Here is a 26,633-nt window from a genome sequence, read left to right as displayed (position 1 = left end):
TTGTTTTAGTAAACATTAGAAACTTAGTATCTTAGAAACTTAGCATCTTACTTGTTCGGTTGCGGTGTCATACGCAAATACGGTTTTATTGGCGTGTGTCCTTTTGGGAATTTAGCCGGAATATCGCTGTCAGGAACTGCCGGAGTAATTACTACATCTTCACCGTCTTTCCAGTTTGCGGGAGTTGCTACGCTGTAATTTGCTGTTAATTGCAAACTATCGATAACACGAAGCAATTCGTCAAAATTTCTTCCTGTTGAAGCCGGATACGTTAAAGTCAGTTTGATTTTTTTATCGGCACCAATTACAAAAACCGAACGCACTGTAAATTTATCGCTTGCATTTGGATGCAGCATATCATATAAAGTGGCTATTTTTTTATCTTCATCAGCAATTATCGGGAAATTTACTGTTGTATTTTGAGTTTCGTTAATGTCTTTGATCCACTCCTTGTGTGACTCTAAACCATCAACACTCAAAGCGATAACCTTTGTATTTCTTTTAGTAAATTCCGGAAGATAATTGGCTACTGTTCCCAATTCTGTTGTACAAACTGGAGTGAAATCTGATGGATGCGAAAATAAAACTCCCCATGAATCTCCTAACCATTCATGAAAATTGATTGGTCCTTCTGTGGTTTCTGCATGAAAATCCGGAGCTATATCGCCTAATCTTAATGTTGACATAATTATATTTTTTTAGTTCCTCTAAAATTACTAAAAAATATAATTAAAAAAACTAAACTCTACTTTTTCTATCAATTTTATTCTAAACCACTTAAATAGCTTAAAACAACTTAGATAAAACCAACAATAAAGTACCAGATGGCAAGAGTTATAAAAGAAATTGGAATACCGAAACCAATCATCATGCTGCTTAACTTTGGCTTTAAGCCATAAGTTGAAGCTAATATTGCACCTGTAATCATAGGTGCCATTGCGATTTCTATTATGGTTATTTTAATCGCCTCAGAATGTTGATTGAAAATGAAAACATACAAAACCATAATAATGAATGGCGTCACGATAAGCCGAAAGAAAAGTCCCAGTCGTAAAAATCGCCAATGCTGACTTCTTCTATCAAAATTTAATTGCAATCCGACAGAAAATAGAGCCAATGGCGTAACCAGACTTCCTACTTTCAATAAAACAGATTGAAGATTTAGATCTAAATCATAATTGAAAATATTCAAAGAGCAAGCTACTACAAACGTAACGAAAGGCGGAAAGAAAATTACTTTTTTCACAATACTCCAGGCATCCGGACTTCCTTTAGAATAAAAGGCAGCAACAAAAACACCTAAAGTGGAAACCACAACAAAAGTGCCTGGTTGGTCTACTAAAATAGCAGTTTCTAAGCCTTTTTTCCCAAATAAAGCTTCTACTATCGGATATCCTAAAAAAGAGGAATTACTCAAACCAGCTGTCAGAACCAAACAACCAATAAGTTTATTTGACCAACCCAATCGTCGACCTAAAAAATGAAAGAAAATAAACGCCAGAAAAAAACTAATCCAGCCTGCTCCTATTGGAAATAACAAATCGTTATTCCATTTTATTTTCGGAATATGGTATAAAGTGATAGCCGGTAAGCAAACGTAAATGACAATTTTATTAATGCTTTTGTAAATATGAGTTGGAAACCGCTTTACATTTTGCAAAAGCAATCCTAAAAACAAGAAGAAGAGTATCTGAATAAAGTTGTTCATATCGTAGGTTCCCGACAAAAATAGGAATTTCTAAATTGTTGAGAGACATTAATTATTCGCTAAAATATTTTTTTTGTTCAATAAAACACTTTACATTTGTAACATATTTTATTACAGTATGATTTCAGGTAAATTTGCCATAACGATTCACATTCTTACTTTGCTTACAAAATATCCAAATGATTATTTATCATCTGAATATATTGCGGGAAGTATTAATCTAAATCCTGTTTTGGTTCGAAAAGAAATTGCCAATTTAAAAGCACATCATATTGTAGATAGCAAAGAAGGTAAAAATGGTGGAACAAAATTAGCTATGGATCCAACGAATCTTACTTTGAAAGAAATATTTGAAATGACTTTTGAAACCATTAATCTGGGATATGCAAAAAATCAGCCGAATCCAGACTGTCCTGTTGGAAAAAAAATCAATCAGAATTTAACCGCTTTATACGCAGATATGAATCAGAAAATTAGTTTACAATTAGAAGGAATTTCTTTAGAAGATTTTTCGAATCAGTTCTAAAACTATTTTTTTATACTAAACTGTAACATTTTTTATTACTAATAAAAATTATATATTATGAAAATCGCACTTATTGGAGCAACAGGATTTGTTGGCTCAGCCATTTTAAATGAATTAACAAGCAGAAATCACGAAGTTACTGCTATTGCAAGAACACCAAAAGAGGCTGCAAATGTGAATTGGGCAGCCGCTGATATTTTTAATTCAGACGCATTAGCCGAAGTCTTAAAAGGAAATGATCTTATCATTAGCGCTTACAATGCGGGATGGACCAATCCAAACATTTATGATGATTTTATCGCTGGTTCAAAAGCTGTTCAGGAAGCCGTAAAAAAATCAGGAGTAAAACGTTTCATTGTAATTGGAGGCGGTGGAAGTTTGTTTGTTGCACCCGGTTTACAAGCTGTAGATACGCCAGATTTTCCAAAAGAATACTATGTTGCCGCAACTGCTGCACGTGATTACCTGAACATCATTAAAGAAGAAAAAGAACTGGACTGGGCCTTTTTTAGTCCGGCATTTGAAATGCATGCAGGAACGACAACAGGAAGAACTGGAAAATATCGTTTAGGATTAGAAAATCCTGTTTTTAACGACGAGCAAAGAAGTATTTTATCTGTAGAAGATCTAGCCGTTGTTATCGCTGATGAAGCAGAAACTCCAAAACACCACCAGGTAAGATTTACTGCCGGGTATTAATTTTTTTTCGCCACGAATTCACGAATATTTTTTTTAATAAATTATTCGCAAGCACTCGTGCATTCGTGGCTATAAACTTCAACAGTTTCAAAAGAAAATAACCCTTTTGAAACTGTTTTTGTTTTCTGTACTTTTACAATACCAAAAAATATATTTTGTCAAGTCCAAAAAAACAATCCAGCAGTTTACAAGAAAAAGCCGGTATTTCACCTCCTGAAATTATCAATGTATCGGCTATTACACAAATTCAGAAAAACAGGCGAAAACAACCTTCTTCAGAAGAATTAATTGCCGGAATCCTGGATGGAAACAGAACTGCCTTAAGTCGTGCCATAACTTTAGCCGAAAGCACCAATCCGGAACATGCTGAAAAAGCAAACGAAGTTATTAAAGGATGTTTGCCACACGCTAATAAATCCATTAGAATTGGAATTACAGGCGTTCCCGGCGTTGGAAAAAGTACTTTTATTGAAGCTTTTGGAACTTTCTTAACGCAACTTGGCAAAAAAGTAGCGGTCTTGGCGGTTGATCCGAGCAGTTCCCTTTCGCATGGCAGTATTTTGGGCGATAAAACCCGTATGGAAGAATTGGTAAAAGATGAAAATGCTTTTATCAGACCAAGTGCTTCCGGAGAGACTTTAGGCGGCGTGGCGCGAAAAACCCGTGAATCGATTATTTTGTGTGAAGCTGCAGGTTATGACACCATCATTATCGAAACTGTTGGTGTAGGACAAAGTGAAACTGCCGTTCATAGTATGGTGGACTTCTTCTTATTACTAAAAATTTCCGGCGCCGGCGATGAACTTCAGGGCATTAAACGTGGCATCATGGAAATGGCAGATGCGATTGTCATCAACAAAGCCGATGGTGATAATATAAAAAAAGCAAATCAGGCGAAACTGGAATTCAATCGCGCTTTGCATTTATTTCCTCCAAAAAAATCAAACTGGCAGCCAAAAGTTACGACTTGTAGCGCCATCACTAAAGAAGGCGTTTCGGAAATCTGGAACACTATTTCTGATTATGTTCAAATGACCAACCAAACGGGTTTCTTCCAGGAAAAAAGAAAAGAACAAAATCATTTTTGGATGATGGAAACCATCAACGAACAATTGAAACTGAACTTCTATAATCAGCCTGAAATTATTTCCCAATTAGAGCAAAACAAAAAAGCAGTGCAAAATGATGAAATTTCACCTTTTGTTGCTGCTCAGCTTTTGTTAAAATTATATTTTAATAAAGGTTCAAAGTAGCAAAGGTTCAAAGCGACAAAGGTTTTACACTCTGTTTCTTTGAACCTTTGTTCCTTTGTAGCTATGAACCTATTTAGTTCCTCTCAACTTGTATCTATTTTCCTTGTACAAATTTCCCGCTGTAATTACATGCGCCAAAGCATCTTTTGCTAATTCTTCATTTAATTTAACTGGAATTAAAGTCGTATCATTTTTGATTTCAAATTGCAATGGTTTCAAATTAGGCTGCATGATTACAACCTGATTTTCGACTCTGAAGGCGTTGATATCATTGAACTGCATAATTGATCTTCCTTGTGTTTTGGCATCCAGCTTATTTAAGTTTCTACCAACCATTGGAGTTTCAAACGGAATTCCTAAATAACCTAATAGGGTTGGCGGAATATCAATCTGACTTGCCAAATTGCTGTAAACTGTACCTTTCTTCACTCCTGGTCCCATTATTAAAGCCGGAATATGGAATTTATTAATTGGCACTAAGTTTTTACCGTATGTTCTTGTGTTATGATCTGCAATAACAATGAAAATTGTGTTTTTAAAATACGCTTCTTTTTTAGCCATTTCGAAGAATTTCCCAATGGAGAAATCGGCATATTTCATGGCATTATTTACTGTTGCAGGTATCTTGTCAAAAGGTTTGATTCTTCCAGCCGGATATTCAAAAGGTTCGTGATTTGAAGTAGAAAACATTAAAGAAAAGAACGGTTTATCTCCTTTTGCTTTAAAATAACTATTTGCTTTGGTAACCAAATCTTCATCTGAATAACCCCAGGTTCCTTTGAAAGCGTATTTGTTTCCATCTGATTCAAAATCTGTCTGGTCCACGATATCCTGAAAACCATTTCCGTTAAAAAACGATGCCATGTTATCAAAGTTCGCCATTCCACCATAAATAAAACTGGTGTCATATCCTTTTTGTTTCAAGGCATCTGCAAGGGTAAAAAATCCTTGTTGTGAGTTTCCTAACTTTACCACACTTTCTGACGGTGAAGGTAAAAATCCGGTCACAACCGCTTCAATTCCACGTACGCTTCTTGTTCCTGTACAATATAGATTTGTAAACAATAAACCTTCTTTTGACAATTTATCAAATTCTGGAGTTAATGGTTTTCCTCCTAAAATTCCAACATACTCCGCCCCTAAACTTTCTTGTAAAAAGATAACCAAATTATAAGGTTTCTTATTAGCTGAGTCTGGTTGTTGTATATGTAGAAACGGAATTTCAGCATCTGTAAAATCATTCGGACCGGCAATCATGTATTTCTTTACACGGGCAATAGCTTCGGCTTCATCCATTTTTCCATACATCTTGGTATTTCCTTCATTTTTGATCGAATACGCTGCAAAAGCAACCGTATAGAATGAATTCAAGCCAAGAGTATTTGTCAATTGATCTGTTGAGAAAACAGCATTGCTGGCATTAATTGGACGTTTTGAAACCAAACTGGAACGCGCTCCAAAAAACAATAAAAAAGCAACTAACGGAAAAACCATTAACTTGAATTTATAATCAGCTAGTGAAGTATAGAAATATTTTTTCCCTTTTTTGAAAGCAAAATAGATAACCGCTCCCAAAATCAAGAAAGTAACTATAATCGAAGTCCGGTAACTTTTTAAAAGCATTCCAACAACTTCCTTTGGGTATATTAGATAATCTAAGAAAATTTTATTCGGACGAGTATCGTACTGTTTTACAAAATCCGGCGAAGCTAATTCTACAAACAGAATTAGAAACAGGAATAAGAAACTATAAACTACAAGGAATTTATTAGTAAACTTCAACCATTTATTCGGTAAAAAAGTAATTAAAACAGCCGGCAGAAAAGATAAATAACATAGTAATATTAAATCCATTCGAAGGCCTATTGGGAAAATATACCAAAAATTTGGTGTTTCGACAACCCTATCTTTAAAAAGAAAAAATAAAAATATTCGGCTTAAAGTAGTAATTAGCAATCCGATTGCTATAAAATTGAAAATAGGTTTTAAAAAACTTAATTTTTTCATTAGAAAGATTTAGAACGTAAAAAATAACTTAAAAAAATTACGTAGAGACGCACTGCAATGCGTCTCTACTCTTCGTAACGATTTATTTCTCTATCATAAAATTCATTGGCTTTTTCAATTAAGCCTTCCATTTCTGCATTTAATTCGGCTTCATCAAGATCTTCCGCTTCTTCTAAAAATTCAACCTCATCATCTTTTAAATTGATTATAAATCTTGGGTAATCAAGATGAATAATAAAAATATCATCCGGGAAATCAGTATTGTCTCCGAGTAAAAATTTAGGTAATTCCATTTTATTTTTGTTTTATATGCTTCAAATTTAGCTATTTGAAACTGAATTATTGATTAATTTTTTTGTTAAGTAATGGAAACGAATGTACAAGAATATCGCCGCCGAAGTTAATCCTGCCAAAAGTCCAATCCAAACTCCTTCTGCTTTCCATGGCGTATATTCTGCCAAATAATACGAAATCGGGAAACCAATTACCCAATAGGCTACAAAGGTAATATACATTGGCACTTTTACATCTTGCAAACCGCGAAGCGCTCCGAGAACCACCACTTGTATTCCATCAGAAATTTGAAAAATAGCCGCTATCAAAAGCAATTTTGATGCAATACTTATCACTTCATTATTATCCAGCAATTGTCCTCCATTTTCCATATTCAAAAAGAGATACGGTAAGTAATTATGAAACGCAACAAATAGTATCGCAAAAAGGGTTTCAAGTATAATGGCCAATAAAAAAATAGAACGGGCCACAACCACTAATTTTTTAAAATCCTGCAAACCTCTTTGGTTACTAACCCTAATCATTGACGTTACACTTAATCCCATCGCAAACATAAAGGTCATCGATGCCAGACTCAAGGCTATTTGATTGGCTGCCTGACTGGTTTTTCCAATATTTCCGCAAAGCCAGATTGAGGCGGTAAACAACACCACTTCGAAAAGCATTTGCATGGCTGATGGAAAACCAATACTTATTATTTTTTTTATGGTTTCTTTTTTAATTTCCTGAAAACTGAAATCCTGAAAAAAGCGTTTTAAATCATTTCTTCTTGACAGCATAATATGCATGAACATCACCAAAAATATTCTTGAAATTACGGTACCAAGAGCCGCGCCAATAATTCCCATTTTCGGAAAAATCCAAATACCATAAATCAGCATGTAATTGATACCAACGTGCAGCACATTTGCCATAATCATAGCGTACATCGAATATTTTGTCATCGACATACCATCAGCAAATTGTTTGTATCCCTGATACATGATTAGCGGAATTAATGAAAAAGCAACCCAATCAAGGTAAGGCTTTGCAAGTTTGATAACATCAGCGGGTTGATGTAGTAATTCCATTATAGGCTTTGCCAGAACAATTACACCAAAAAGCATTAATCCTAAAATGGTACATAAAAACAAGCCGTGATGAAAAGCAGAACGAACTTTAGTATCATTCTTCTCCGCATCACCCTCTGCTACAATGGGCGTAATGGCTGTTGAGAAACCAATTCCTAAAGACATGGCAATAAAAATCATACTGTTTCCAAGCGAAACCGCGGCAAGTTCAGTACTACCTAACTTCCCTACCATTATATTATCGACAATACCTATTAAAGTATGGCCCACCATTCCTAAAATTACGGGATAAGCTAACTTTAAATTATACGAAAACTCCTTTGTATACTGTGCTAAATTCAATTCTAATGTTTTTAAGTCGGCAAAGATAATCAGAAGCTTTGAATTCTGCAGTATTATTAAAAAAGATAAGCTAATATTAAAAATTCCAAAAAAACTAAAATTCCAAATTCCAAAACTTTAAAGGCAGAAAATAAAGTCTGTTTGAAAATTATATAACAATTTCAGAAAATTATATAACGACTAAAAACGACCTCACTGCTACTTTTACATTATTAATAATTCAAAAAAAAATGTCTTTATGATCTCAAGAAATCTGAAATTTATCTGCCTAGCTGCTATAGCTTTTTTATCTGCCAACACAACTTTCGCTCAAGACGCTGCAACTGCAAATACGGAAAGTGAAATTAAAAATTACGATCAGGGTTTTAGATTGGGATTTGGTTTAAACGGAGGTTTACCAACTGACAATGCTTACGATTGGTCTCTTGGCGGAGATGTTCGTTTACAATATGATTTGTCTAAAAGAACATCGTTGACATTGACCACAGGTTTTACAAACCTATTTATGGGAAAAGATGACAATGGAGTTGATGTAAAAGATCTTGGATTTATTCCTGCAAAAGCAGGTTTTAAAGCCTTCATTTGGGAAGATCAATTCTATGTTTTAGGTGAAGTGGGTGCTGGTTTTGCCGTTACAAACGGATACAACGACACTACTTTTTTATGGGCGCCAGGAATTGGATACGCTAACAAATACATCGATATCAGTGTCCGCTATGAGGATTACAACAAATTCAAAACCAATCAGGTGGCTTTACGTCTTGCCTACGGATTTGATTTATAAAAATACGTTCATTTATTCTTTTGTTTTTGGTATGAACCCGACAGATCCTCATAGTCTGTCGGGTTTTGTTGTTTTATACCATTGGTCAAAACAAATGTGCCATTAGTCAAATGATTTTTTATGATTGATTTAGAACGCGGTAATTCGCAGAAAAATTAATCAAATTATGAACAAAACAGTTTTTTATCTTGTACAGCTTTTTCTTTTATTACTATTTGCTGTAGCGGCAAGATCACAATCGGGAATCTCAGGTGAATTCAAAGTCGATTATGCGCCTTTTTCTAAATATGTACGACCAATCGACAGTACTAAAACAGCTGCTGAGAGCAATTTTAAAAGAGCTCAAATAGCTTTTGAAGTACCTCTTTCTTTAGAAATGGACCGATACAATCATCCCAAAATCTGGTCTGTTATTATTAATGGAAGTTATGCCCGAATGGAAAACAAGAATTACGAAATTCAGGATCTCCCTATAGAATTTCATGGAGGCTTCCCAACTGAATTATTGAACGCACAAATTGGTGTTAAACATTTGCGATCTATTTCACCTTCCTGGTCTTTATTGATAATAGCTTCTCTTGGTGTTTATACCGATATGGTTGAAATTAATAAAGATGATGTCCTAATTCAAGGTGGTGTTCTTTTTATCAAACAATTTAATCCTAATCTGGCTTTAGGTTTTGGGCCTGTTTTAACGAATAGTTTTGGTATTCCAATGGTACTTCCGGGAATTTATTTTAATTGGGAATCCAGAGGTGCTTTACATTTTAAGATTACTTTTCCGGAAGGTGCAGAAGTTGCTTATCGAATGTCTGATACTTTCGATTTAAAAGCTGTTATAGAATTAAGTGGTATGACTGCAGAAACTAAAATTGGAAACAAGTCTTCGTTATTAGGATATCAGCAAATTATTACAGGTTTACGACCTCAGCTAAAACTTGGCGAACATTGGACATTAGAACCAACCGCCGGAACGACACTTGTTCGTAATTTTTCGACTACTAATAGAAAAATTAAAGATATTTTTAAAGAAAAAGATATCGCAGATCCTAAATTTGCAACCACTTTTTATGGTGCAATAGCTCTAAAATGGAAATTCTAGAGCTATCGGCTTAATAAGTTTTTATAAACTACCTCTTTCAACAATGCTTCACGGCGTGTTCTTGAAATAGGTAGTTCTTGGCCTTTTATAAATAATCTTCCACCGGAAACAGAATCGATATGCGTAATGTTTACCAGAAATGATTTATGAATTCTAAAGAAAATCTCCTTAGGAAGTGTTTCTTCTAATGAAATCATGGTTTGATGAATCACCAAAACTTTATCTTTAAAATGAAGTTTTGCATAATTCTGCATTCCTTCGATATATAAAATATCTACCCACGAAATCTTTTGAAATCCTTCATCCTGACGCACATATAAAAATGGATCTAATTGATTTTGCTTAGGTGAATTCATTTGGTACCACTGTTTTGCTTTTAAAGTAGCCTGATAAAAACGCTGAAACGTAATGGGTTTCAACAAATAATCAACCACGTGCAAACGATAACCATCTAAAGCATGTTCTGAATAAGCTGTGGTAAAAATCACCAAAGGCGGATTGTCCAGAGATTCTAAAAATTCTAATCCGGACAAGTAAGGCATATTAATATCCAGAAATAACAAATCGATTTGTTTATCCTGAATATAAGAAGTCGCTTCTAATGCCGAAGCACAAGTACCCACCACTTGAAGAAAATCAATTTTTGAAACAAAATCTACTATTCCGTTTCTTGCAATTGGCTCATCGTCAATTACGAGACATTTCATTTTCATAACTTTAAGCTTTTTTTTTAGTTATTTTTGTTTCAGGTTCCGTATCTTTTATAAAAAAATAATCTTCGCAAAGATTATGAGCCACAAATTTGATTTCCCTATTCGCTAGCACTCGGGTCACGAGCAAGCACGAATTAATTTGTGTCAATTTGTGGGATTCACAGCGAAAAAATCTTTTAATCCTTTTAATCAGCAAAAAAATTATTTCAATTCTAAAGCAACTTTTACTGTAAAATCTGAATCGGTTTTATTGATACTTAATTCATGTTTTTCCGTATATTGAATTGCTAATCTCTTTTTGACGTTCTCAAGTCCTAATCCTTGACTTTTAGAAGGAATTTTATATTGTTCTGTATGAGAATTTTTTACTCGAAAAATCAATTGTTTATTGATTTGTTCGCAAGACAAGTGCACATATCCTTTTTGGTTTGGAAGTCTTGATACATGTTTAAAAGCATTTTCGATCAAAGGAACCAAAAGCAGTGGAACAACCTGAAGCTGGCCGTCTTCGATATTCCATTTGCTTTTCACTTCCAGTTCATTGCCCCAACGGGTTTCTTCGACCGCAATTAAATCTTTCAGATATTTTATTTCAAGATGTAACGGAACATATTCTTTATTACATTCATACAATTGATACCTTAAAATATCCGAAAACTGAACTAATAAAACCGATGCTAATTCGACATTACTTTGCATCAAAATATGAATATGGTTCAGCACATTAAACATCAAATGCGGATTTATCTGATCTTGCAAAATCTTGATCTGTGCCTCCAGATGCACTTGCTGCAATTGTGCATGATTTTGTTCAATAACATTATGTTCCTGATAGAAACGAAGTCCGCAAGCCGTACCACAAATCAAAATTGCCGCAGGAATACTTCCCAGAAATCGCGCCCATAAAAACTGAAAAGAAGTCATATTCCCTTCTTCGGGATATAATCGTGCACGTGTATAAGAATCTGAAAAAGTAGCATAAATCACTGCCAGGCAAAATGATAAAAGAACCACTACAAAAACACTTTGTATTGCAAATAGTGTCATTTTACTATTTCGTAAGGCATTTGGCAATATTACATCACTAAGAAAATGTGCCAAAAGAGAAGAGCATAACAAAATTAAAATGGCCTGAATAGTTGCTGACAATGTACTATAAGCATCTATCATTTGTGCCCAAATCGTAATACCAAGTAAACACCAAAAGAACACTAAAAAAATCCAGTGTCTGTTTTTATTTTTTATAATCATCAAATAAGAGTAAGTAAATCGTGAGAAAGTTTGCATTCAAAAATAACCTTATATTTTCTAAAAGAACAGCAAAGAATTAAAAAGATTCTTTGCTGTTTTAAAGGTTAAACGGTAAAATAAAATATCCAACACTGTCATTAGAATCTTTTAAAATCAGATTGTGTAGTAGCTTTTGAAGAAATTAAACTTACAGAAAAAATCGTATTCATTACTAATTTGTACATGTTCATAATAATAGCTTTTATTAAATTGATACAAAGGAGTACAAACCTAAAATGCTATTAAAATTAGTTTGACGAACTGTATTTGGCTTTTGACCAACGGGAATTTTTTAAGTTTTTTTTGCCACGAATTGCACTAATTAGCACTAATTTATTTCATACAATTCGTGGCGAAAAAAATATTTATTATTTAAACTACGTAACAAAAATTAACCTAAAAAGATGCGTGAAAATTTCCAACATCAACTATCTTGCTTCTACCATTTTGCCTCTACTTTCTACGCACTTTTTATCCGTCAAGGTTTTCATAAAAGCTATAAGCTTTATTTTTTCCTCAGGATAACCTAAACTAAAAAAAGAGTCTTTTTATTAAGAGTCTTTTTTCAATTGTTGCTTATACATTTCAATATTAGCTTTTATTTTGTCATCAAGATCCGGTTCTTTAATATCAGTGTGTTTTTGCATTTCTTCCCAGATAATTTTAGCCACAATATAACGCGCCATTTCTTTATCATCGGCAGGAACAATATACCAAGGTGCGTGATCTGTCGAAGTCTTATTAATTGCTTCTTCATAATATTCCTGATATTCCTTCCAGTGCTCGCGTTCTTTTAAATCGCCGGGCGAAAATTTCCAATGATGTTTCTCTTCTTCCAAACGACGTAACAATCTTTCCCTTTGTTCCTCTTTGCTCAAATGCAAATAGAATTTCATTATGATGGTTCCGTTTTGCGAAATATGCTTTTCAAAATTATTAATCTGTTCAATTCTATTTTCCCAAAACTGAGGCGTAATATCATCAACCGAATTTATTCCCGGCAAATTCTCACCCAAAATATATTCAGGATGCACGCGCGTTACTAAAACATTCTCGTAATGCGTTCTGTTAAAAATCGCAAACTTTCCTTTCTCCGGAAGTGCCAGATAATGTCGCCACAAATAATCATGTTCCAATTCAGTAGAATTTGGCGTTTTAAAACTGTGTACCACAACCCCACGCGGATTAAATTCCTTAAAAACTTCCCTGATCAAACTGTCCTTTCCGGAGGTATCCATTCCCTGTAAGCAAATCAAAACACCGTATTTATTATGCGAATACATAACATCCTGCAAGTCGCTCAATTTCGCCTGAACTTTATCTAGTTTTTTTTCTTTGGTCTCTTCATCTGCATCAATATCGAGCAAAGTCGAAATCTTGGATAACTTTATTTTTTTTACAACTTTAAAATCATTCGGGTCAATAGATTTCATATATCTTTCATTTTTATAATTATAAATATACTAATTTTACGAAGCATATTCCTGCTATTCATTGCAATACTTTTTCAACAAATTGTTTTTTTACAAGACACAATAAGAGCTTCCTCCGGTCGCTTTGTTCTTTCAGTAAAAAATACAATTTCTCTTCAAAGTATTTCCATTACTATCAGGGCTAAGCACTTTTTTACAAAACAACATTCATGGAAAAATTTACATTAGAAATATTATTTCAAATCATCGGAATCGGATCAGCATCAGGATTATTCTTCAATAACAATTCACTCTATATCATTGGCGATAACAGCGGATTCTTATACGAATACAATATGCAGAATCAGCAATTGAGTCATCACCCCTTAATTGAAAATCCATCACAAAACATTCCGAAAAACATCAAACCCGATTTCGAATCGATCACGCATCATAATGATACACTTTATGTTTTTGGTTCCGGTTCAACCGAAAAGCGAAACAAAATGATTGCTTTTGATCTTAAGTCGAAAACCATTTTACAAAAAAATGATTTAGTTGATTTATATGCCTTAATGCAAAGTTTCGGCGAAATAAAACCAGAAGATTTTAATTTGGAAGGCGCTATATTCGATGGAGAAAACTGGTATTTATTCAACCGTGGTAACGGAATATCAAACAAAAACACCATTTTTACCATTCACGCTAAAAGTCTGGGTGAAGAATTTGCTTTGGTGGCAACCAATTATAAACTGCCAAAAATAAAAGGCACTCGTTCTAGTTTCACCGATGCTATTTTAGTCGAAGACAAAATCTATTTCTTATCAACTGCCGAAGACACAAAATCAACTTATGATGATGGTGATATCTTAGGAAGTTTCATTGGAAGAATAGATCTTAAAACCATGAAAATCGATTTCACTCAAAAAATAACATCAACTAATAAATTTGAAGGATTGACTTTTTATAAAAAATCAAGTGATAAAATTGAGTTTTTGCTTTGCGAGGATAATGATACGGAGTTATTGGAAACTAAGATTTTTAAATTGACTTTGCCAGTTAAGTAAATTATCCAAATGAAAAAGATAATTATTTTCAGTTTATTTCTGTTAGTTCCAATATGTTTAATTGCTCAGACCACAATAACAGAATCTTCAGTAAAAAAAATATTAAAAGAGAGCATTGTCAAAAAGAAAAATGGTCGTTTCACAATGTCTTCAGATCAATCCTGGAACTTTAGTAATACCGATAGTTTATATTATAAACAAGATACAATAAATGCTATTTATTACAAATCTGGCAAGCATAAAAGTCATTGTGAATCAATTATCTGGACTTTTTATCGCAAAAATGCATTCATATTAGGTAGCGAATCTTTATGCAAGGAGCCTGCTACCAGATCAGTGACAAAATACCCGCAAGATTATTTTACAATTGCAATTTATAAAGTTGAAGATGAAATAATGATCGACTTTTTTGACCAAAACAAAATTATTGTCGAATCATTTAAAATTTTAGAGATAAACAATAATAATGATTACGATGAAATCATATTAAAACGTAGATTTAAACCTCAGTTTGCCAACTAAGTACTAATGAACTTTATATGAGAAAAATAATTATTTCAATATTACTAATCTTCACTCTTTTAGTTGGAGGCTATTTTTTTTATGATTTTAAAATAAATAAACCAAAAAAGGAATATTATAAAAACTTATCGCCAAAAGATTTAGATCCAAAATCGTTTATTACCCTATTTACAGAGAGATATAATAAGAGGCTAACAAATTTTGTAACACTGGGTGGAGAATTTCCTGAAAATTGGGTCAAAGCAAATGATATCCAATATTTAATCTCAATTATGCATTCTAAACAAAAATGCTGCGGCTACATCAATATTTTCTCTTCGTACATCTCAAATGATAATGCTGAAGTTGGAGGTTTTGCCATAATTTTTCTAAACTCTTATATTTCTCAAACAAAAATAAATTTAGGATTAAATTGTAATCCAAAAGTAGATTTAGCTTCAATTAAAAAAATTGAAACATGGTATCAAAAACAAATGAAATAGTTTCATTTTATATCATTCTCAGGAATGAGAAGTCCGCGTAAACAACTCTACAATCTAAATCAAAATATACCATCGCATTAGAGAATGAAACAAATCTATCAAATCACAATTATCCTACTTCTTATAACTTTTCAAAGTTACTCTCAAACACAGGAAACTGCAATACTGTACTTTAAAGACGGTGATTCTATTGAAGGTTTCGCCTCAATAAAAAATAATAAAATAAAATTCAAAATTTCTGCTGATGATAAGGCTGATAACTGGAATTATGAAAATATTAAAAAAGTCAAGTTCATAGGCTTTGATATCGTACAAACTTATGAATATATTAAACTAAACTCTTTTGATGATCCAAAATTACTTGAACTTATTGTTGAAGGTGACGTGAATCTTTATAAAGAAGAAAAAGTACAATTTTTAACACATCCAAATATTACAAACAAAACTGCCGTATCTACTCATGGCACAAACAATTTAAATAGTTACGCTTATCAAACAGAACAATATCGAGAGCTTTTCTATGTAAAAAGAAAAAAAGACCAATACCCAACTTACATAAATTCTGGAATTCTTTCAAATTGGAAAAAAAGCACAATTAATTTTTTCGCTGACTGCGATTTCCTTGTCAAAAAAATAAAAGATAATAAATATGGTTTTAATCAAATTAATGAGATTGTAGAATTCTATAATGAGATTTGTTTAGGCGAATAAATTGATATAAACTAATAACTTTAAAATGCACCAAAACCCAAGTGCCATAAAAAAACCAATCCTCATAATAGGTGTTTCAATTTCAATATTTCTTCTCTTTTTAGCACTTTATTCGGGGCTTTTGCTTAAAGGGGCAATTCCAGACAAAGAGATATTATTTTTAATATCAAGATTTAGTATCTGGTTGGTTCTTGCTTTATTATTTTTTTATGTCTCTAAAGTTGAGAAATCACCATTTTTAATCTGGAAAGAAACGGAGTATTCCCTAAAATTTTCAGCTGCTGCCCTTTTAAAAACAATGCTAAAATTGTTCTTAGTAGTTTATCTTGTTGGGATATTGAGCTTGCTTTTTCATCTAAAAACAAAAAGTGCACACTTAACCGAAACGCTTACCTTATTTCATAAGAACTTTTTCCTTTTGTTTTTCACTTGTGTCACAGCCGGGATTACAGAAGAATTAATTTTCAGAGGCTATCTTCTTCCAAGACTTGAAGTTTTGCTTAAAAATACAAAATTAGCAATAGTGCTTTCCAGTATACTTTTTGGAATACTACATTATGGCTATGGTACTTTAATTCATGTTCTCGGGCCTGTACGATGGGAATTGTATTTGCTGTGCAATATCAAAAATACAGAAACATAAAAATTGTCATAATAGCGCACTTCCTTTGGGATTTAATTGTATTAGTACTAAATACATGACACTTAACATTCTGTACTCCCAATAAAATTGTACATTTATAATATTTTAAAAAAATAAAAGCCCTTTTCTAAACTTTTTTTCATCGCCTTCCCAACCTTTTTATCTTTTAAGCTCTCTTTAGTATAAAGACAACAATTGTGATAAACGAAACCATCATTTCCAACTGCAAAAAAATGCAACGTGATGCCCAGCGTCAGGTGTATGAGCATATGGCTCCAAAATTGTATCGCGTTTGCAAACGATACTTAAAGAAGGAAGAAGAAATAGAAGAAGCTATGGCCGACGCTTTCTATACTATTTTCACAAAACTGGATCAGTTAAAAGAAATTTTGGCTTTTGAGGCCTGGGCGCGAAAAATAACCGTCAATCACTGTTTGGCAACCATCAAGAAGAACACCAATTTCAATATGTATCTTGATGATGTCAAATTGCTGTCACAACCTTTTACAGAAGAAATTAATTCTCTGGAAGAAGAAGATTTACTCAATTTACTAAACCATATTCCGGATGGCTGTAAAACTGTTTTTAACCTTTTTGTTATTGAAGGTTTTGGACACAAAGAAATTGCAGCAATGCTAAACATTTCTGAAGGTACCTCAAAATCACAGTTAAATGCAGCCAAAACCAAGCTGAAGGAATTAGTAAACAAATTGTATTATCAAAAAGCAAAGTAGTCATGGACAATCAAGATAAAATATTCGATAAATTTAAAGAAGCCGCCCACAACTCGGAACAAAAAGACTTTCCGGGAATGGACAAAGTCTGGGCGCGAGTTGAGGAAAAACTCGACAAAAAAGAAGACAAAAAAGCGATTTCATTATGGAAAAAAATCGCCATTGCAGCTTCTCTTTTATTGCTAATTTCTTTAGGGACACAATTTTTTAAATCAGATCAAAACACTACAATTCCAGCTTCAGAAGTTGTAGTAAATGAAACAGATAAAGAAGTAATTCAGAAATCAGAAATTAAAAAGGATGCAGTTGTTGTCGAAGATGCAAAACTAGTTCCGAAAGCTGAAACAATTAAAATTTTAGACAAACAAATAAAAGAACAGCAAACTATAGTTGCAAACAACGAGGCCATTGCAGTTGCAGAAGTGGTGGGTACCGGAACAGTTTCTGCGCCTGTTTATGAAGAAGCAAACGCACCAATTTCGGAATCTGTTTATTCTTCAGGTTCTATTAATGATGAGGAAGACTCAGTTGCAAAAGATAAAGTTGCTGATTTTGGTTATTCAAAAAAGGCAGAAAGAGAAGCTTTTGCAGCAAAAGCAGCCGGACAGCAAGCTGAACGAGCTAAAAAAACCACTCCTTTGGTTATCTTAAACGGAAAAGCAATGTCTCATAGCAACGAGGCTAAAAGAGATGAAATGATGCAGGCCGAATTACCAAACCTACAACCCGAAAACGTAGAATCGTTAGTGGTTTTAGACGAACCTTTATACATTATTGACGGTGTCTATTATTCAGAAAATGATTTATTCGGAAATAACCCTACTAGTCCATACGCTCCATTAAACAAACAGGAAATCAAAACCATTACTATTCTTCAGGATACAGAAGCCGTTACAAAATATGGCGAAAAAGGAAAAAAAGGAGTTGTCATTATTACAACCAAGAAAGGAAAGCCAACCGATAAAAAATAGTCTTACTTAGAAATCTTTGTCACATCAAATCTTAAAAAATTACTTTCATGAAAAATGTCAAAACTCTTTCATTGGGCATTGCTATACTTATAGGTCTCAGTAATAAAGCACAAGAAAAAACAGTTACTGATTCAATTTCTGAAATAAAAGAAGCCAAATTTGTAAAAACGGAAGTTGAGATATCACCGGTAAAAGTTTCTTCGAATTTTGTAAAAACGGATTATTCGCCACCAAGTTTACGAATTGTATGTATTAAAAGTATTCAGGAAAGAAATGAACCTTTATACATTCTTGATGGTCGTCTGATAAATGCTAAGCAATTTTCTAAAGTTAACCCAAATGATATTCAGGACATAAAAGTTTTAAAAGGCGCTGAAGCTACTTCCATTTATGGAAATCAAGGTAGAAATGGAGTTATTATTATTACAACAAAAAAGTAGAACAGTCAGGACGATAGCGAAGAATAAAATTGATTTTAGACCCTAACTCAGTACTAATATTAACCAATAATTTTTTACATTTGGTCTCCTTTTGAAAAATCTTTCAAAAATTATTCTAGTACAAAATCAATTTCAAACAAAATTTCATGAACCCTATTTTAAATCAGAATTTATTTCTTGTAAAAGAACACGTTGGAATGTTTAAAGCCGCTAACAATTATGACATTTATCATCCGGAAAGCAACGAGCTTATAATGAATTGCAGAGAAAACAATTTGGGCTTTTTTACCAAAATGTTACGCTTTACAGAATACAAAAGAATGACTCCCTTTAATATTGAAATTACATCGGCTTCTGGCGAGAAAATAATTACCGTAAAACGCGGTATTGCCTGGTTCCGTTCGACTGTTGAAATTTTTGATGAGAAAGATCGTCTGGTTGGAACCTTCAAACAAAAATTCTTTTCTATTGGAGGGAAATTTGAGATTTTAGACAAAAACGAGAAACCTGTTGCAACCCTTCAGGGAAAATGGACTGGTTGGGATTTTAAATTCAGCTATGAAAACAAACAGTTGGCGCAGGTAAGTAAAAAATGGGCAGGAATGGGCAAAGAGTTTTTTACCAGCGCTGATAATTATGCTTTACAAATAGAAGAAACCGTACCGCAAGACAGTCCGCTTAGACAATTAATCCTTGCAGCAGTAATGTGCATTGATATGGTTCTGAAAGAATAAAAAAGTTGTTAAACTTAGATTAAGAAAACATTTAAAGCATTATTTTAGGAAGCAAAAACTGTATTTTTGTGTTACTAAAATGATGCTTTCTGCATTTCTAAAAATACTATCATGACAGACTTAAAAAATAAAAATGCCCTAATTACAGGAGCCGGAAAAGGAATTGGAAAAGCTATTGCACTTGCTTTAGCCAAAGAAGGCGTAAATGTAATTTTAGTTTCAAGAACCCAAACCGACATCGATCAACTGGCAGACGAAGCATCGAATTTAGGAGTAAAATCATTGGCTTTAGCGGCAGACGTTTCAGATATAAATTCGATAAATAGTGCAGTAGAAAAAGCATTATCAAAATTTAAAACGATAGACATTTTAATCAACAGTGCCGGAATTGCTTCTTTTGGAAAATTCATGGAGTTAGAACCAGCAGCCTGGGAAAAAATCATTCAGGTGAATTTAATGGGAACGTATTACACAACCCGCACCGTTATTCCAAATATGATCGAAAGACAGACTGGTGATATTATTAATATTTCATCAACAGCAGGACTTGCAGGAAATGCATTAACAAGTGCTTATAGCGCTTCAAAATTTGCAGTTTTAGGATTGACGGATTCTTTAATGCAGGAAATGAGAAAACACAACATTCGTGTTTCAGCTTTAACTCCAAGTACCGTTGCAACCGATATGGCAAAAGATTTAAACTTAACAGACGGTAATCCTGAAAAAGTAATGCAGTCTGAAGATATTGCAGAATTATTGATTGCTCAACTTAAATTAAACCGAAGAGTTTTTATTAAAAACAGCAGTATTTGGTCTACTAATCCTTAAAAAAATAAATTACAATTTTTTAAATTCCAAATTCCAATAGCTGGTCAAATTTGGAATTTGGAATTTATCCCGAGGCTTCGGGGTTGGAATTTTAAAAAAAAATATGATGGAACAATATTTAAGACAATTAATTGCAATAGAATTCACGGATAAAAAAGAAATTTTCACTGGATTCCTTATTGATTATTCTGATGACTGGATTCTTTTGAGAAACAATCCAGTCGATTATATCCTGGACGGTTTTGTGATTCTGAAAAATAAAAACATAGAAGCTATTCACAGAGATCAGGATCTTGCCTTTACGGAAAAAGTAATCCGTTTAAAAGGTTTGAAAACAAGCGCCGAAGATATTATTCCAATTAAGGATTTAGCTTCGATTGTAAATTTCTTAACCAATAAATATGGCATTTTTCAGATTGCAAAAAAATCGGCTAAATCAGCTTATTTAGGCAAATTGCTTGAACTGAACGATGAAGAATTAACTATTGACTTCCTGGATACAAGAGGTCAGTTTGGTGGGGAATTAAGTTTCAATCCGGAAAAAATTAGAGTTATTGAATTTGATACGGACTATATCAACTCTTTGAAATTGGTACTGGAGCAAGAAATAAAATAAGCATGAATAAAATGATCTATTTTACGATTGCTTCTTTTTTTCTGTTTTCCTGTAATACAAAGGACAATAATGAAATCACAACATCTTCTACTGAAAAAAGAATTCATACTGCAAAAAGTGAAATGAAATCTATTCAATCGGAAAAAAAGGACCGAATTTTAATTGGCCCTAAAATAGAAGGCGATTTTAATGGTGATGGTAAAGATGAATTTGCAATTATTACTCAAACAAAACAAGGTGAAGGAAATCCTGTTGAAGATGGAACTCCGGATGAATACACAATCTCTTTTAGTAATAAAAAATTAAAGCCAATCATTATTGGATGTTGTGAAGCTCAATTAATAAACGAAGGCGATTTAGATCAGGATGGTAAAGAAGATTTTTCAGTTTATCAGGCTCCAATGAATGGTACTGTTTACGAAATGACAACCTATTCACTTCAAAATTCAAATTGGAAACAAATCATAGAAACCTTTTTGATACCAACAGCACATAAAGAATTGAATAATGAAGATCTACAAAAGAGAGTCTTTCTTGAAAACAACACATTGTATATCTTCAAGGAAGATCCAAATAATGAAAATTATAAATTGATTAAGAAAAAGATTGAATTAAATTAAATTAAATTAAATTAAATTAAATTAAATTAAATTAAATTAAATTAAATTAAATTAAAAACAGAAAAGCCCTTTTAAAGGGCTTTTCTGTTTTTATAAACTTTAGAAATATAAACCATTTTACATTTCACAATTATCATTTTACACTTCCGCTAATTTATTTAAAAACTCCAAACGAACACTTCCGTCTTCATCAATTTTTGTCAAATTAATCTCCTGCAGCGTATTAATCAATTCAGGATTCCATGGTGTTTTTACTTTTACGTAGTTTTCAGTAAAACCATGAATATATCCTTCTTTATTTTCACTTTCAAAAAGAACCGTTCTGATAGTTCCTAATTGGCTTTCGTAAAAAGCACGACGCTTTTTAACAGATAAACCTCGAAGCATTTTACTTCGTTTTGCACGCACATTTGCAGGAACAACTCCTGGCATATCTGCAGCTTCTGTATTATCTCTTTCCGAATAGGTAAATACGTGTAAATACGAAATATCCATTTCATTTAAGAAATGATAGGTTTCTAAAAAGTGCTCATCTGTTTCTCCTGGAAAACCAACAATAACATCAACACCAATGCAAGCATGTGGCATTACTTCACGAATCTTGTTTACACGTTCCGTGTAAACTTCACGCAAATAACGACGCTTCATCAACTTCAAAATATCATTACTTCCTGATTGTAACGGAATATGAAAATGAGGTACAAAAGTGCGGCTTTTAGAAACGAATTCAATTGTTTCATTTTTCAATAAATTAGGCTCGATTGAAGAAATTCGCAAACGCTCAATTCCTTCAACTTTATCTAAAGCCTGAACTAAATCAAGAAAAGTATGTTCGTGTTTCTTGTTTCCGAATTCTCCTTTTCCGTAATCTCCTATATTTACTCCAGTCAAAACAATTTCTTTAATGTTTTGAGCTGAGATTTCTTTAGCATTTTGCAAAACATTTTCAAGAGCATCACTTCGTGAAATTCCTCTTGCTAACGGAATTGTACAATAGGTACATTTATAATCACAACCATCCTGAACTTTCAGGAAAGCACGTGTTCTGTCTCCAATAGAATAACTTCCAACATAAAAATCAGCTTCAGCAATTTCGCAGGAGTGAACTTCACCCATATCGTTTTTGCTTAAGTCATGAATATAATCGGTAATCTTAAATTTCTCTGTAGCACCCAAAACCAAATCAACACCATCAACAGCTGCTAATTCTTCTGGCTTTAATTGCGCATAACATCCAACAGCCGCTACAAAAGCCTTTTCATTAAGTTTCATTGCTTTTTTTACAACCTGCTTAAACTGTTTATCTGCATTCTCTGTAACCGAACAGGTATTGATAACATAGATGTCTGCAACTTCTTCAAAATCGACACGATCAAAACCTTCATCATTGAAGTTTCTGGCGATTGTGGAAGTCTCTGAAAAGTTCAGTTTGCAACCAAGCGTATAAAAGGCAACTTTTTTTCTGTTTTCCATAGGAATAGACTACGTTTTAAGTAGTAAGATATTATATTTACATCTCTTTTGAAGAGTTTGCAAATTTACGTACAATATTCTTTAAAATAAAATCAATAATATACTATATATCAACATTTTGCACAAAACCTCTATTTTGAATCAACACGAAAAACAGCAATTGGAACGAAGTAGATTTTGAAAACAAGAAAATTTTAGGAATACAAAAAATATTTTCAATAAGAATAAATTGACAAAACATCGATTAAATGCAAATATTATCGATTAAATGCATTTTTTCAATATTTAAATTGAAATTTTCTTACATTTAACTTTGTTTAGAAAGTTTTTAGAAGTATTTTCACTCCGCCAAAAACAACTAAATTATTTTATAAACAAATTACACATAACAATTTTGTTTTTTACTCGTTATGTTGTTGTTTTGTTATAATAAAAAATGGGCAGGCCGAAAACCAGAAAGAGTAGGCAAAAATTATAAATTAAATTCTATATGAAAGCATTTTTACCCACAATCTGCTTGATGTTCTTAACCGTTTTTAGTTCGCAAGCGCAAACTAATGCTCCGGCTGCAACTAATCCTTTTCCATCGATTAGCACTTTAACAACTTGGGCGAGTTTAAACTCTCAGTCACAATTTGATATTGCTATTCGTGCGGTTGGATTTAAATTTGAAGTAAAAGAGCCAGGTGAAGGTTCAACTGCTTATACTTACATTCGTAAAGTGACTGTAAATGAAGTAAATTATACTGATAGAATTGTTTATAGAATTACAAACAATAATTCAGCAAGTATTATTTCGTTGGTTACTGCTTCAACAGATTTAGTGAGTTTATACACCCCACAATTAGCAACTTTCAAAAACAACAACTGTAAAACAGAAATGTCTAAAGACAAAAACACAACTTGCAGCTGTTACGAAAGTGTAAATTTTGCAATCGATCTTTGCGACGAGCGTGTAAAATTAACTATGGGTGATGGAAATAAATATTTTGTTTCTGTAGCTAAAAAATAATACCAAATAAACAGAGAATAAAAATTACGAGTTGTTTTCCAAATCTTTGCAAACCTTAATGAGGAAAGTTTACAAAGATTTGGGACGCATTTCTCTGGTTTAAACCAAATTTGGATTTTTCAATTCATACCAAACTTCAGATTCTCCTTCATATTCAAACGAATTGACATACTGCAAACCGAGTTTTTCCAGAATCTTTCTTGAATTTTCATTTCCTGCATCTGCGTAAGCATACAATGCATCTGCTTTCAATTCGTTAAAAGCATAATCTACAAAGACTTTTCCTGCTTCAGTAGCGTATCCTTTTCCCCAATGTTTTTCTATAAAACGATATCCAATTTCATAGAAATCTTTATGATTGTTGATTTCATTGGTAATGAATTTTATTCCGGACCAGCCTAAAAATTCATTGGTTTCTTTTAGAATGACAGCCCAACGGCCTGTTCCAAAATCTTTGTATTGTTGTTGAACATTTTCAATATAACCAATACTTTCTTCAATACTTTTTACTGGTTTCTTACCAACAAAGAGGTGCACATTCGGATTAGAATCCAATTCAAACATACCGTCAATATCCGACATTTGTAATTCTCTCAAAAGCAGACGCTCTGTTTCAATTGACTTCTTCATAAACAAAATTATTTAAAATATAACGCTGAACTACCTCAGCAACACCGTTATCATTATTTGACGCCACAATTACATTCGCCCTGTCGCGCAATTCAGGCGTCACATTATCAACCCAAACTCCTAAACCGGCATATTCTATCATGGTTAAATCGTTTCCAGCGTTTCCGACAGCAATAATTTCACTTTGATGAATATTTAGTTTTTCTGCTAAGATTTTTATACTTGCCGCTTTATCGATTCCGTTTTGCGCTGCTTCCAGGAAAAATGGTTTTGACATTGCAATACTTAAATAAGGCATTGCTAATTTCAAATCCTGTTCTAGTCCTTTTAGATAAGAAGGTTCTGCCAATAAAATACATTTTACTGCGGGTTTAGAGACGGCATCTTTAAAGCTTGGAACTTTTAGATGAGCTAGTCCAGTTATTTCTTTTTCGATTTCAATGTACTCAGAATCTGTTTCACTGATAATTTCGTTATCCAGATACGTTATAATATGTGTTTTCTTTTTCACACTATAATCGTACAATTCATGAATCTGTTCTATCGTCAATTTCTGTTCAAATAAAACAAGATCATCTTTTACAGTACTAATTATAGCGCCGTTAAAAGAAATAATATAAGAATCGTTTAAATCTAATTCCAGTTCTTTAGCATAAGCCGTCATGGCAGATGTGGGGCGGCCAGAAGCCAAAACCACATATACGCCTTTTGCCTGAGCTTCAAGAAGTACTTTTTTATTTAATTCCGAAATCTTATGATCGTCTGTCAACAAGGTATCATCCATGTCGAGTACCAGCATTTTGTATTGCATATTTTTTGAGTTTTCAGTTTACAATCAAATTATCACTTAGATTGTAAACTGTGACTGAAGATTTATTTAAATACTCATTCTGAAATCTTCAATTACCGGATTCGATTTTGCAAAATCAGTTTCCTGAATAAAAACCTCAACGGCCAAATCTGTTCCGCCAAAACCTCCCAAACGAGCTGATTGAATATTATCTTTTTTTACGGTTTCTACTCCCGCTTCTTCTAATCTTTCCTGTAAAGCAATTGCTAAAACTTCACTTCCTGAAAACACCTTCATTAATCCCATGACATTTTATTTTTTTATTATTTATATTTTATTCTAATATTATTCTTAACTGATACTGGAAATCATTATTCTCGTTCATACCGATATGTCCCTGGTCATTTAAAAGATAAAAATGTCCATTCGCTTTTATTATTTTACTCAATCTAACTGAATTTTCATAAGGAATTAATTGATCCTCTTTTCCATGAAATATATAAACTGGAGCACTAATTTTGGGAAGATATTCATAAGTTTCTAACTGGAATTTCTTCATGAAATCAGGAAAAAACGGAACTCTGCCAGTAGATAATTCTGTAAAACTATAATAAGGCGATTGCAGTATCAAAGCTTTTGGTTTATTTTCAGAAGCCAAAATAGCAGCAAGCCCTGAACCAATAGAATACCCACCAATTATGATTTTATTTTCCGGATATCGTTTATTTAATGTTTTATAAACTACAGCAATATCCTTATTTAATTGTTCTTCATTTTCAATTTCACCTTCGCTTTTTCCAAAACTTCGATAATCTAAAATAAAAATATCATAACCTAAATTCGTATATGTTTTTGCTATTTTACCCCAGGTTTCTAATGTTCCCGCATTTCCATGCAAATAAAAAATCAATCCTTTCGATTTATCAGCTTTAAATAGAAGTCCGTTTAAGTTTACTCCGTCAAAAGACTTAATATTTATCTCTTCAAACTTTGACTGATATTCAAACTGATACTCTTTTGGAAGTGAAGCACTTTGAAAAACCATTCCAACCTGATTAAAATAGACATAAGAAATAACCATCAAATAAATAACAACGAAAAAAACTAAAAGTATAACCGTCAAAAATTTAAGTGTTTTGATTATTTCCATAAAAAAATTT

General features: G+C 32.8%; 32 protein-coding genes. 19 read left to right on the top strand and 13 right to left on the bottom strand.

What is annotated here, in order from left to right:
- Window positions 1-47: 47 nt before the first annotated feature.
- Together Q7C23_RS10105 and Q7C23_RS10100 are read right to left on the bottom strand one after the other, a co-directional pair.
- Complete coding sequence (locus tag Q7C23_RS10105) at window positions 48-686, bottom strand: peroxiredoxin (protein WP_026984920.1); 639 nt, start codon at window positions 684-686, stop codon at window positions 48-50.
- A gap of 110 nt (window positions 687-796) precedes the next feature.
- Entirely contained in the window at window positions 797-1,726 is a 930-nt protein-coding gene (locus Q7C23_RS10100) for an AEC family transporter (protein WP_375032408.1), read from the bottom strand.
- 100 nt (window positions 1,727-1,826) lie between these two features.
- On the opposite strand from Q7C23_RS10100, the gene Q7C23_RS10095 reads away from it, so the two are divergent.
- The 3 genes from Q7C23_RS10095 to meaB all read left to right on the top strand — a co-directional run bounded on the left by Q7C23_RS10095 (window position 1,827) and on the right by meaB (window position 4,186).
- Window positions 1,827-2,234 carry an RrF2 family transcriptional regulator gene (locus Q7C23_RS10095; protein WP_375032407.1) on the top strand — a complete coding sequence of 136 codons (408 nt, stop codon included), beginning with the start codon at window positions 1,827-1,829 and terminating at the stop codon, window positions 2,232-2,234.
- A gap of 57 nt (window positions 2,235-2,291) precedes the next feature.
- The gene (locus Q7C23_RS10090) at window positions 2,292-2,933 is read left to right on the top strand and encodes an NAD(P)-dependent oxidoreductase (protein WP_375032406.1); all 642 of its coding nucleotides are present in this window, start codon (window positions 2,292-2,294) and stop codon (window positions 2,931-2,933) included.
- A 155-nt stretch (window positions 2,934-3,088) separates the two neighbouring features.
- The gene (gene meaB / locus Q7C23_RS10085; protein WP_375032405.1) at window positions 3,089-4,186 is read left to right on the top strand and encodes a methylmalonyl Co-A mutase-associated GTPase MeaB; all 1,098 of its coding nucleotides are present in this window, start codon (window positions 3,089-3,091) and stop codon (window positions 4,184-4,186) included.
- A gap of 69 nt (window positions 4,187-4,255) precedes the next feature.
- Here meaB and Q7C23_RS10080 read toward each other — a convergent pair whose 3' ends face one another.
- From Q7C23_RS10080 to Q7C23_RS10070, 3 genes are all read right to left on the bottom strand, one after another.
- Complete coding sequence (locus tag Q7C23_RS10080) at window positions 4,256-6,193, bottom strand: LTA synthase family protein (protein ID WP_375032404.1); 1,938 nt, start codon at window positions 6,191-6,193, stop codon at window positions 4,256-4,258.
- Between the two features lie 65 nt (window positions 6,194-6,258).
- Window positions 6,259-6,486 carry a hypothetical protein gene (locus Q7C23_RS10075; protein ID WP_072973177.1) on the bottom strand — a complete coding sequence of 76 codons (228 nt, stop codon included), beginning with the start codon at window positions 6,484-6,486 and terminating at the stop codon, window positions 6,259-6,261.
- Window positions 6,487-6,513: 27 nt separating this feature from the next.
- On the bottom strand, window positions 6,514-7,899 hold the full coding sequence (locus tag Q7C23_RS10070; protein ID WP_375032403.1) for an MATE family efflux transporter: 1,386 nt from the start codon (window positions 7,897-7,899) through the stop codon (window positions 6,514-6,516).
- A 238-nt stretch (window positions 7,900-8,137) separates the two neighbouring features.
- Here Q7C23_RS10070 and Q7C23_RS10065 point away from each other — a divergent pair, with 238 nt between their 5' ends.
- A complete protein-coding gene (locus Q7C23_RS10065) occupies window positions 8,138-8,683 on the top strand; it encodes a hypothetical protein (RefSeq protein WP_375032402.1) in 546 nt (181 codons plus the stop codon).
- 166 nt (window positions 8,684-8,849) lie between these two features.
- On the top strand, window positions 8,850-9,785 hold the full coding sequence (locus Q7C23_RS10060; protein WP_375032401.1) for a DUF6268 family outer membrane beta-barrel protein: 936 nt from the start codon (window positions 8,850-8,852) through the stop codon (window positions 9,783-9,785).
- Window positions 9,786-9,787: 2 nt separating this feature from the next.
- Here Q7C23_RS10060 and Q7C23_RS10055 read toward each other — a convergent pair whose 3' ends face one another.
- The 3 genes from Q7C23_RS10055 to Q7C23_RS10045 all read right to left on the bottom strand — a co-directional run bounded on the left by Q7C23_RS10055 (window position 9,788) and on the right by Q7C23_RS10045 (window position 13,221).
- Window positions 9,788-10,498, bottom strand: a complete 711-nt coding sequence (locus tag Q7C23_RS10055; protein ID WP_375032400.1) for a LytR/AlgR family response regulator transcription factor — start codon at window positions 10,496-10,498, stop codon at window positions 9,788-9,790.
- Window positions 10,499-10,699: 201 nt separating this feature from the next.
- Window positions 10,700-11,785, bottom strand: coding sequence for a sensor histidine kinase (locus Q7C23_RS10050; RefSeq protein ID WP_375032399.1), 1,086 nt, complete (start codon window positions 11,783-11,785; stop codon window positions 10,700-10,702).
- A 554-nt stretch (window positions 11,786-12,339) separates the two neighbouring features.
- Complete coding sequence (locus Q7C23_RS10045) at window positions 12,340-13,221, bottom strand: PPK2 family polyphosphate kinase (RefSeq protein WP_375032398.1); 882 nt, start codon at window positions 13,219-13,221, stop codon at window positions 12,340-12,342.
- Window positions 13,222-13,430: 209 nt separating this feature from the next.
- Here Q7C23_RS10045 and Q7C23_RS10040 point away from each other — a divergent pair, with 209 nt between their 5' ends.
- The 13 genes from Q7C23_RS10040 to Q7C23_RS09980 all read left to right on the top strand — a co-directional run bounded on the left by Q7C23_RS10040 (window position 13,431) and on the right by Q7C23_RS09980 (window position 21,568).
- Window positions 13,431-14,267 (top strand): hypothetical protein, encoded by an 837-nt coding sequence (locus Q7C23_RS10040; protein ID WP_375032397.1) that lies wholly within the window; start codon window positions 13,431-13,433, stop codon window positions 14,265-14,267.
- Between the two features lie 9 nt (window positions 14,268-14,276).
- Window positions 14,277-14,789, top strand: a complete 513-nt coding sequence (locus Q7C23_RS10035) for a hypothetical protein (RefSeq protein WP_375032396.1) — start codon at window positions 14,277-14,279, stop codon at window positions 14,787-14,789.
- Between the two features lie 17 nt (window positions 14,790-14,806).
- Complete coding sequence (locus Q7C23_RS10030; protein WP_375032395.1) at window positions 14,807-15,271, top strand: hypothetical protein; 465 nt, start codon at window positions 14,807-14,809, stop codon at window positions 15,269-15,271.
- 84 nt (window positions 15,272-15,355) lie between these two features.
- Window positions 15,356-15,982: a hypothetical protein gene (locus tag Q7C23_RS10025; protein ID WP_375032394.1), complete on the top strand. Its 627-nt coding sequence runs from the start codon at window positions 15,356-15,358 to the stop codon at window positions 15,980-15,982.
- Between the two features lie 25 nt (window positions 15,983-16,007).
- On the top strand, window positions 16,008-16,625 hold the full coding sequence (locus tag Q7C23_RS10020; protein ID WP_375032393.1) for a lysostaphin resistance A-like protein: 618 nt from the start codon (window positions 16,008-16,010) through the stop codon (window positions 16,623-16,625).
- Entirely contained in the window at window positions 16,580-16,684 is a 105-nt protein-coding gene (locus Q7C23_RS10015; protein ID WP_375032392.1) for a type II CAAX prenyl endopeptidase Rce1 family protein, read from the top strand. Before Q7C23_RS10020 ends, Q7C23_RS10015 begins: the two co-directional genes overlap by 46 nt.
- A gap of 174 nt (window positions 16,685-16,858) precedes the next feature.
- Complete coding sequence (locus tag Q7C23_RS10010; RefSeq protein WP_035748371.1) at window positions 16,859-17,359, top strand: sigma-70 family RNA polymerase sigma factor; 501 nt, start codon at window positions 16,859-16,861, stop codon at window positions 17,357-17,359.
- 2 nt (window positions 17,360-17,361) lie between these two features.
- Window positions 17,362-18,330, top strand: coding sequence for a hypothetical protein (locus Q7C23_RS10005; protein ID WP_375032391.1), 969 nt, complete (start codon window positions 17,362-17,364; stop codon window positions 18,328-18,330).
- A gap of 47 nt (window positions 18,331-18,377) precedes the next feature.
- On the top strand, window positions 18,378-18,770 hold the full coding sequence (locus tag Q7C23_RS10000) for a TonB-dependent receptor plug domain-containing protein (protein ID WP_375032390.1): 393 nt from the start codon (window positions 18,378-18,380) through the stop codon (window positions 18,768-18,770).
- A 146-nt stretch (window positions 18,771-18,916) separates the two neighbouring features.
- Entirely contained in the window at window positions 18,917-19,504 is a 588-nt protein-coding gene (locus tag Q7C23_RS09995) for a phospholipid scramblase-related protein (protein WP_375032389.1), read from the top strand.
- A 111-nt stretch (window positions 19,505-19,615) separates the two neighbouring features.
- On the top strand, window positions 19,616-20,332 hold the full coding sequence (locus Q7C23_RS09990; RefSeq protein ID WP_375032388.1) for a 3-ketoacyl-ACP reductase: 717 nt from the start codon (window positions 19,616-19,618) through the stop codon (window positions 20,330-20,332).
- A 106-nt stretch (window positions 20,333-20,438) separates the two neighbouring features.
- Window positions 20,439-20,948: a hypothetical protein gene (locus tag Q7C23_RS09985; protein ID WP_072973194.1), complete on the top strand. Its 510-nt coding sequence runs from the start codon at window positions 20,439-20,441 to the stop codon at window positions 20,946-20,948.
- 2 nt (window positions 20,949-20,950) lie between these two features.
- Window positions 20,951-21,568: a hypothetical protein gene (locus Q7C23_RS09980; protein WP_375032387.1), complete on the top strand. Its 618-nt coding sequence runs from the start codon at window positions 20,951-20,953 to the stop codon at window positions 21,566-21,568.
- Window positions 21,569-21,706: 138 nt separating this feature from the next.
- On the opposite strand, the gene mtaB is transcribed toward Q7C23_RS09980, so the two are convergent.
- The gene (gene mtaB / locus Q7C23_RS09975) at window positions 21,707-23,041 is read right to left on the bottom strand and encodes a tRNA (N(6)-L-threonylcarbamoyladenosine(37)-C(2))-methylthiotransferase MtaB (protein ID WP_375032386.1); all 1,335 of its coding nucleotides are present in this window, start codon (window positions 23,039-23,041) and stop codon (window positions 21,707-21,709) included.
- A 490-nt stretch (window positions 23,042-23,531) separates the two neighbouring features.
- Here mtaB and Q7C23_RS09970 point away from each other — a divergent pair, with 490 nt between their 5' ends.
- Window positions 23,532-24,053, top strand: a complete 522-nt coding sequence (locus tag Q7C23_RS09970) for a hypothetical protein (RefSeq protein WP_375032385.1) — start codon at window positions 23,532-23,534, stop codon at window positions 24,051-24,053.
- A gap of 99 nt (window positions 24,054-24,152) precedes the next feature.
- Here Q7C23_RS09970 and Q7C23_RS09965 read toward each other — a convergent pair whose 3' ends face one another.
- The 4 genes from Q7C23_RS09965 to Q7C23_RS09950 form a co-directional block, all read right to left on the bottom strand.
- Entirely contained in the window at window positions 24,153-24,683 is a 531-nt protein-coding gene (locus Q7C23_RS09965) for a GNAT family N-acetyltransferase (RefSeq protein ID WP_375032384.1), read from the bottom strand.
- Window positions 24,667-25,482 carry a Cof-type HAD-IIB family hydrolase gene (locus Q7C23_RS09960; protein WP_375032383.1) on the bottom strand — a complete coding sequence of 272 codons (816 nt, stop codon included), beginning with the start codon at window positions 25,480-25,482 and terminating at the stop codon, window positions 24,667-24,669. Before Q7C23_RS09960 ends, Q7C23_RS09965 begins: the two co-directional genes overlap by 17 nt.
- A 78-nt stretch (window positions 25,483-25,560) precedes the next feature.
- Window positions 25,561-25,779 carry a putative signal transducing protein gene (locus Q7C23_RS09955; protein ID WP_375032382.1) on the bottom strand — a complete coding sequence of 73 codons (219 nt, stop codon included), beginning with the start codon at window positions 25,777-25,779 and terminating at the stop codon, window positions 25,561-25,563.
- A gap of 28 nt (window positions 25,780-25,807) precedes the next feature.
- Window positions 25,808-26,623: an alpha/beta hydrolase gene (locus Q7C23_RS09950; RefSeq protein ID WP_375032381.1), complete on the bottom strand. Its 816-nt coding sequence runs from the start codon at window positions 26,621-26,623 to the stop codon at window positions 25,808-25,810.
- Window positions 26,624-26,633 lie beyond the last annotated feature (10 nt).

The organism is Flavobacterium sp. LAR06 (genome assembly GCF_041946075.1).
In the GTDB taxonomy this organism is placed as follows: Bacteria; Bacteroidota; Bacteroidia; order Flavobacteriales; family Flavobacteriaceae; genus Flavobacterium.
Note: the sequence above shows the minus strand (reverse complement) of the source record. Positions and strands in the feature narration are given on the sequence as shown.

Bases quoted from the DNA above. Each gene is read 5' to 3' on its own strand.
- Q7C23_RS10015 (WP_375032392.1), top strand. From the start codon at position 16,580: ATGGGAATTGTATTTGCTGTGCAATATCAAAAATACAGAAACATAAAA.
- Q7C23_RS10050 (WP_375032399.1), bottom strand. From the start codon at position 11,785: ATGCAAACTTTCTCACGATTTACTTACTCTTATTTGATGATTATAAAA.
- Q7C23_RS09995 (WP_375032389.1), top strand. From the start codon at position 18,917: ATGAACCCTATTTTAAATCAGAATTTATTTCTTGTAAAAGAACACGTT.
- Q7C23_RS09985 (WP_072973194.1), top strand. From the start codon at position 20,439: ATGGAACAATATTTAAGACAATTAATTGCAATAGAATTCACGGATAAA.
- Q7C23_RS09990 (WP_375032388.1), top strand. From the start codon at position 19,616: ATGACAGACTTAAAAAATAAAAATGCCCTAATTACAGGAGCCGGAAAA.
- Q7C23_RS10075 (WP_072973177.1), bottom strand. From the start codon at position 6,486: ATGGAATTACCTAAATTTTTACTCGGAGACAATACTGATTTCCCGGAT.
- Q7C23_RS10025 (WP_375032394.1), top strand. From the start codon at position 15,356: ATGAAACAAATCTATCAAATCACAATTATCCTACTTCTTATAACTTTT.
- Q7C23_RS10055 (WP_375032400.1), bottom strand. From the start codon at position 10,498: ATGAAAATGAAATGTCTCGTAATTGACGATGAGCCAATTGCAAGAAAC.
- Q7C23_RS10060 (WP_375032401.1), top strand. From the start codon at position 8,850: ATGAACAAAACAGTTTTTTATCTTGTACAGCTTTTTCTTTTATTACTA.
- Q7C23_RS09980 (WP_375032387.1), top strand. From the start codon at position 20,951: ATGAATAAAATGATCTATTTTACGATTGCTTCTTTTTTTCTGTTTTCC.
- Q7C23_RS09955 (WP_375032382.1), bottom strand. From the start codon at position 25,779: ATGGGATTAATGAAGGTGTTTTCAGGAAGTGAAGTTTTAGCAATTGCT.
- Q7C23_RS10040 (WP_375032397.1), top strand. From the start codon at position 13,431: ATGGAAAAATTTACATTAGAAATATTATTTCAAATCATCGGAATCGGA.
- mtaB (WP_375032386.1), bottom strand. From the start codon at position 23,041: ATGGAAAACAGAAAAAAAGTTGCCTTTTATACGCTTGGTTGCAAACTG.
- Q7C23_RS09960 (WP_375032383.1), bottom strand. From the start codon at position 25,482: ATGCTGGTACTCGACATGGATGATACCTTGTTGACAGACGATCATAAG.
- Q7C23_RS10005 (WP_375032391.1), top strand. From the start codon at position 17,362: ATGGACAATCAAGATAAAATATTCGATAAATTTAAAGAAGCCGCCCAC.
- Q7C23_RS10105 (WP_026984920.1), bottom strand. From the start codon at position 686: ATGTCAACATTAAGATTAGGCGATATAGCTCCGGATTTTCATGCAGAA.
- Q7C23_RS10080 (WP_375032404.1), bottom strand. From the start codon at position 6,193: ATGAAAAAATTAAGTTTTTTAAAACCTATTTTCAATTTTATAGCAATC.
- Q7C23_RS10010 (WP_035748371.1), top strand. From the start codon at position 16,859: ATGCAACGTGATGCCCAGCGTCAGGTGTATGAGCATATGGCTCCAAAA.
- Q7C23_RS10065 (WP_375032402.1), top strand. From the start codon at position 8,138: ATGATCTCAAGAAATCTGAAATTTATCTGCCTAGCTGCTATAGCTTTT.
- Q7C23_RS10035 (WP_375032396.1), top strand. From the start codon at position 14,277: ATGAAAAAGATAATTATTTTCAGTTTATTTCTGTTAGTTCCAATATGT.
- Q7C23_RS10020 (WP_375032393.1), top strand. From the start codon at position 16,008: ATGCACCAAAACCCAAGTGCCATAAAAAAACCAATCCTCATAATAGGT.
- Q7C23_RS09950 (WP_375032381.1), bottom strand. From the start codon at position 26,623: ATGGAAATAATCAAAACACTTAAATTTTTGACGGTTATACTTTTAGTT.
- Q7C23_RS10000 (WP_375032390.1), top strand. From the start codon at position 18,378: ATGAAAAATGTCAAAACTCTTTCATTGGGCATTGCTATACTTATAGGT.
- Q7C23_RS09965 (WP_375032384.1), bottom strand. From the start codon at position 24,683: ATGAAGAAGTCAATTGAAACAGAGCGTCTGCTTTTGAGAGAATTACAA.
- Q7C23_RS10090 (WP_375032406.1), top strand. From the start codon at position 2,292: ATGAAAATCGCACTTATTGGAGCAACAGGATTTGTTGGCTCAGCCATT.
- Q7C23_RS10045 (WP_375032398.1), bottom strand. From the start codon at position 13,221: ATGAAATCTATTGACCCGAATGATTTTAAAGTTGTAAAAAAAATAAAG.
- Q7C23_RS10095 (WP_375032407.1), top strand. From the start codon at position 1,827: ATGATTTCAGGTAAATTTGCCATAACGATTCACATTCTTACTTTGCTT.
- Q7C23_RS09970 (WP_375032385.1), top strand. From the start codon at position 23,532: ATGAAAGCATTTTTACCCACAATCTGCTTGATGTTCTTAACCGTTTTT.
- Q7C23_RS10030 (WP_375032395.1), top strand. From the start codon at position 14,807: ATGAGAAAAATAATTATTTCAATATTACTAATCTTCACTCTTTTAGTT.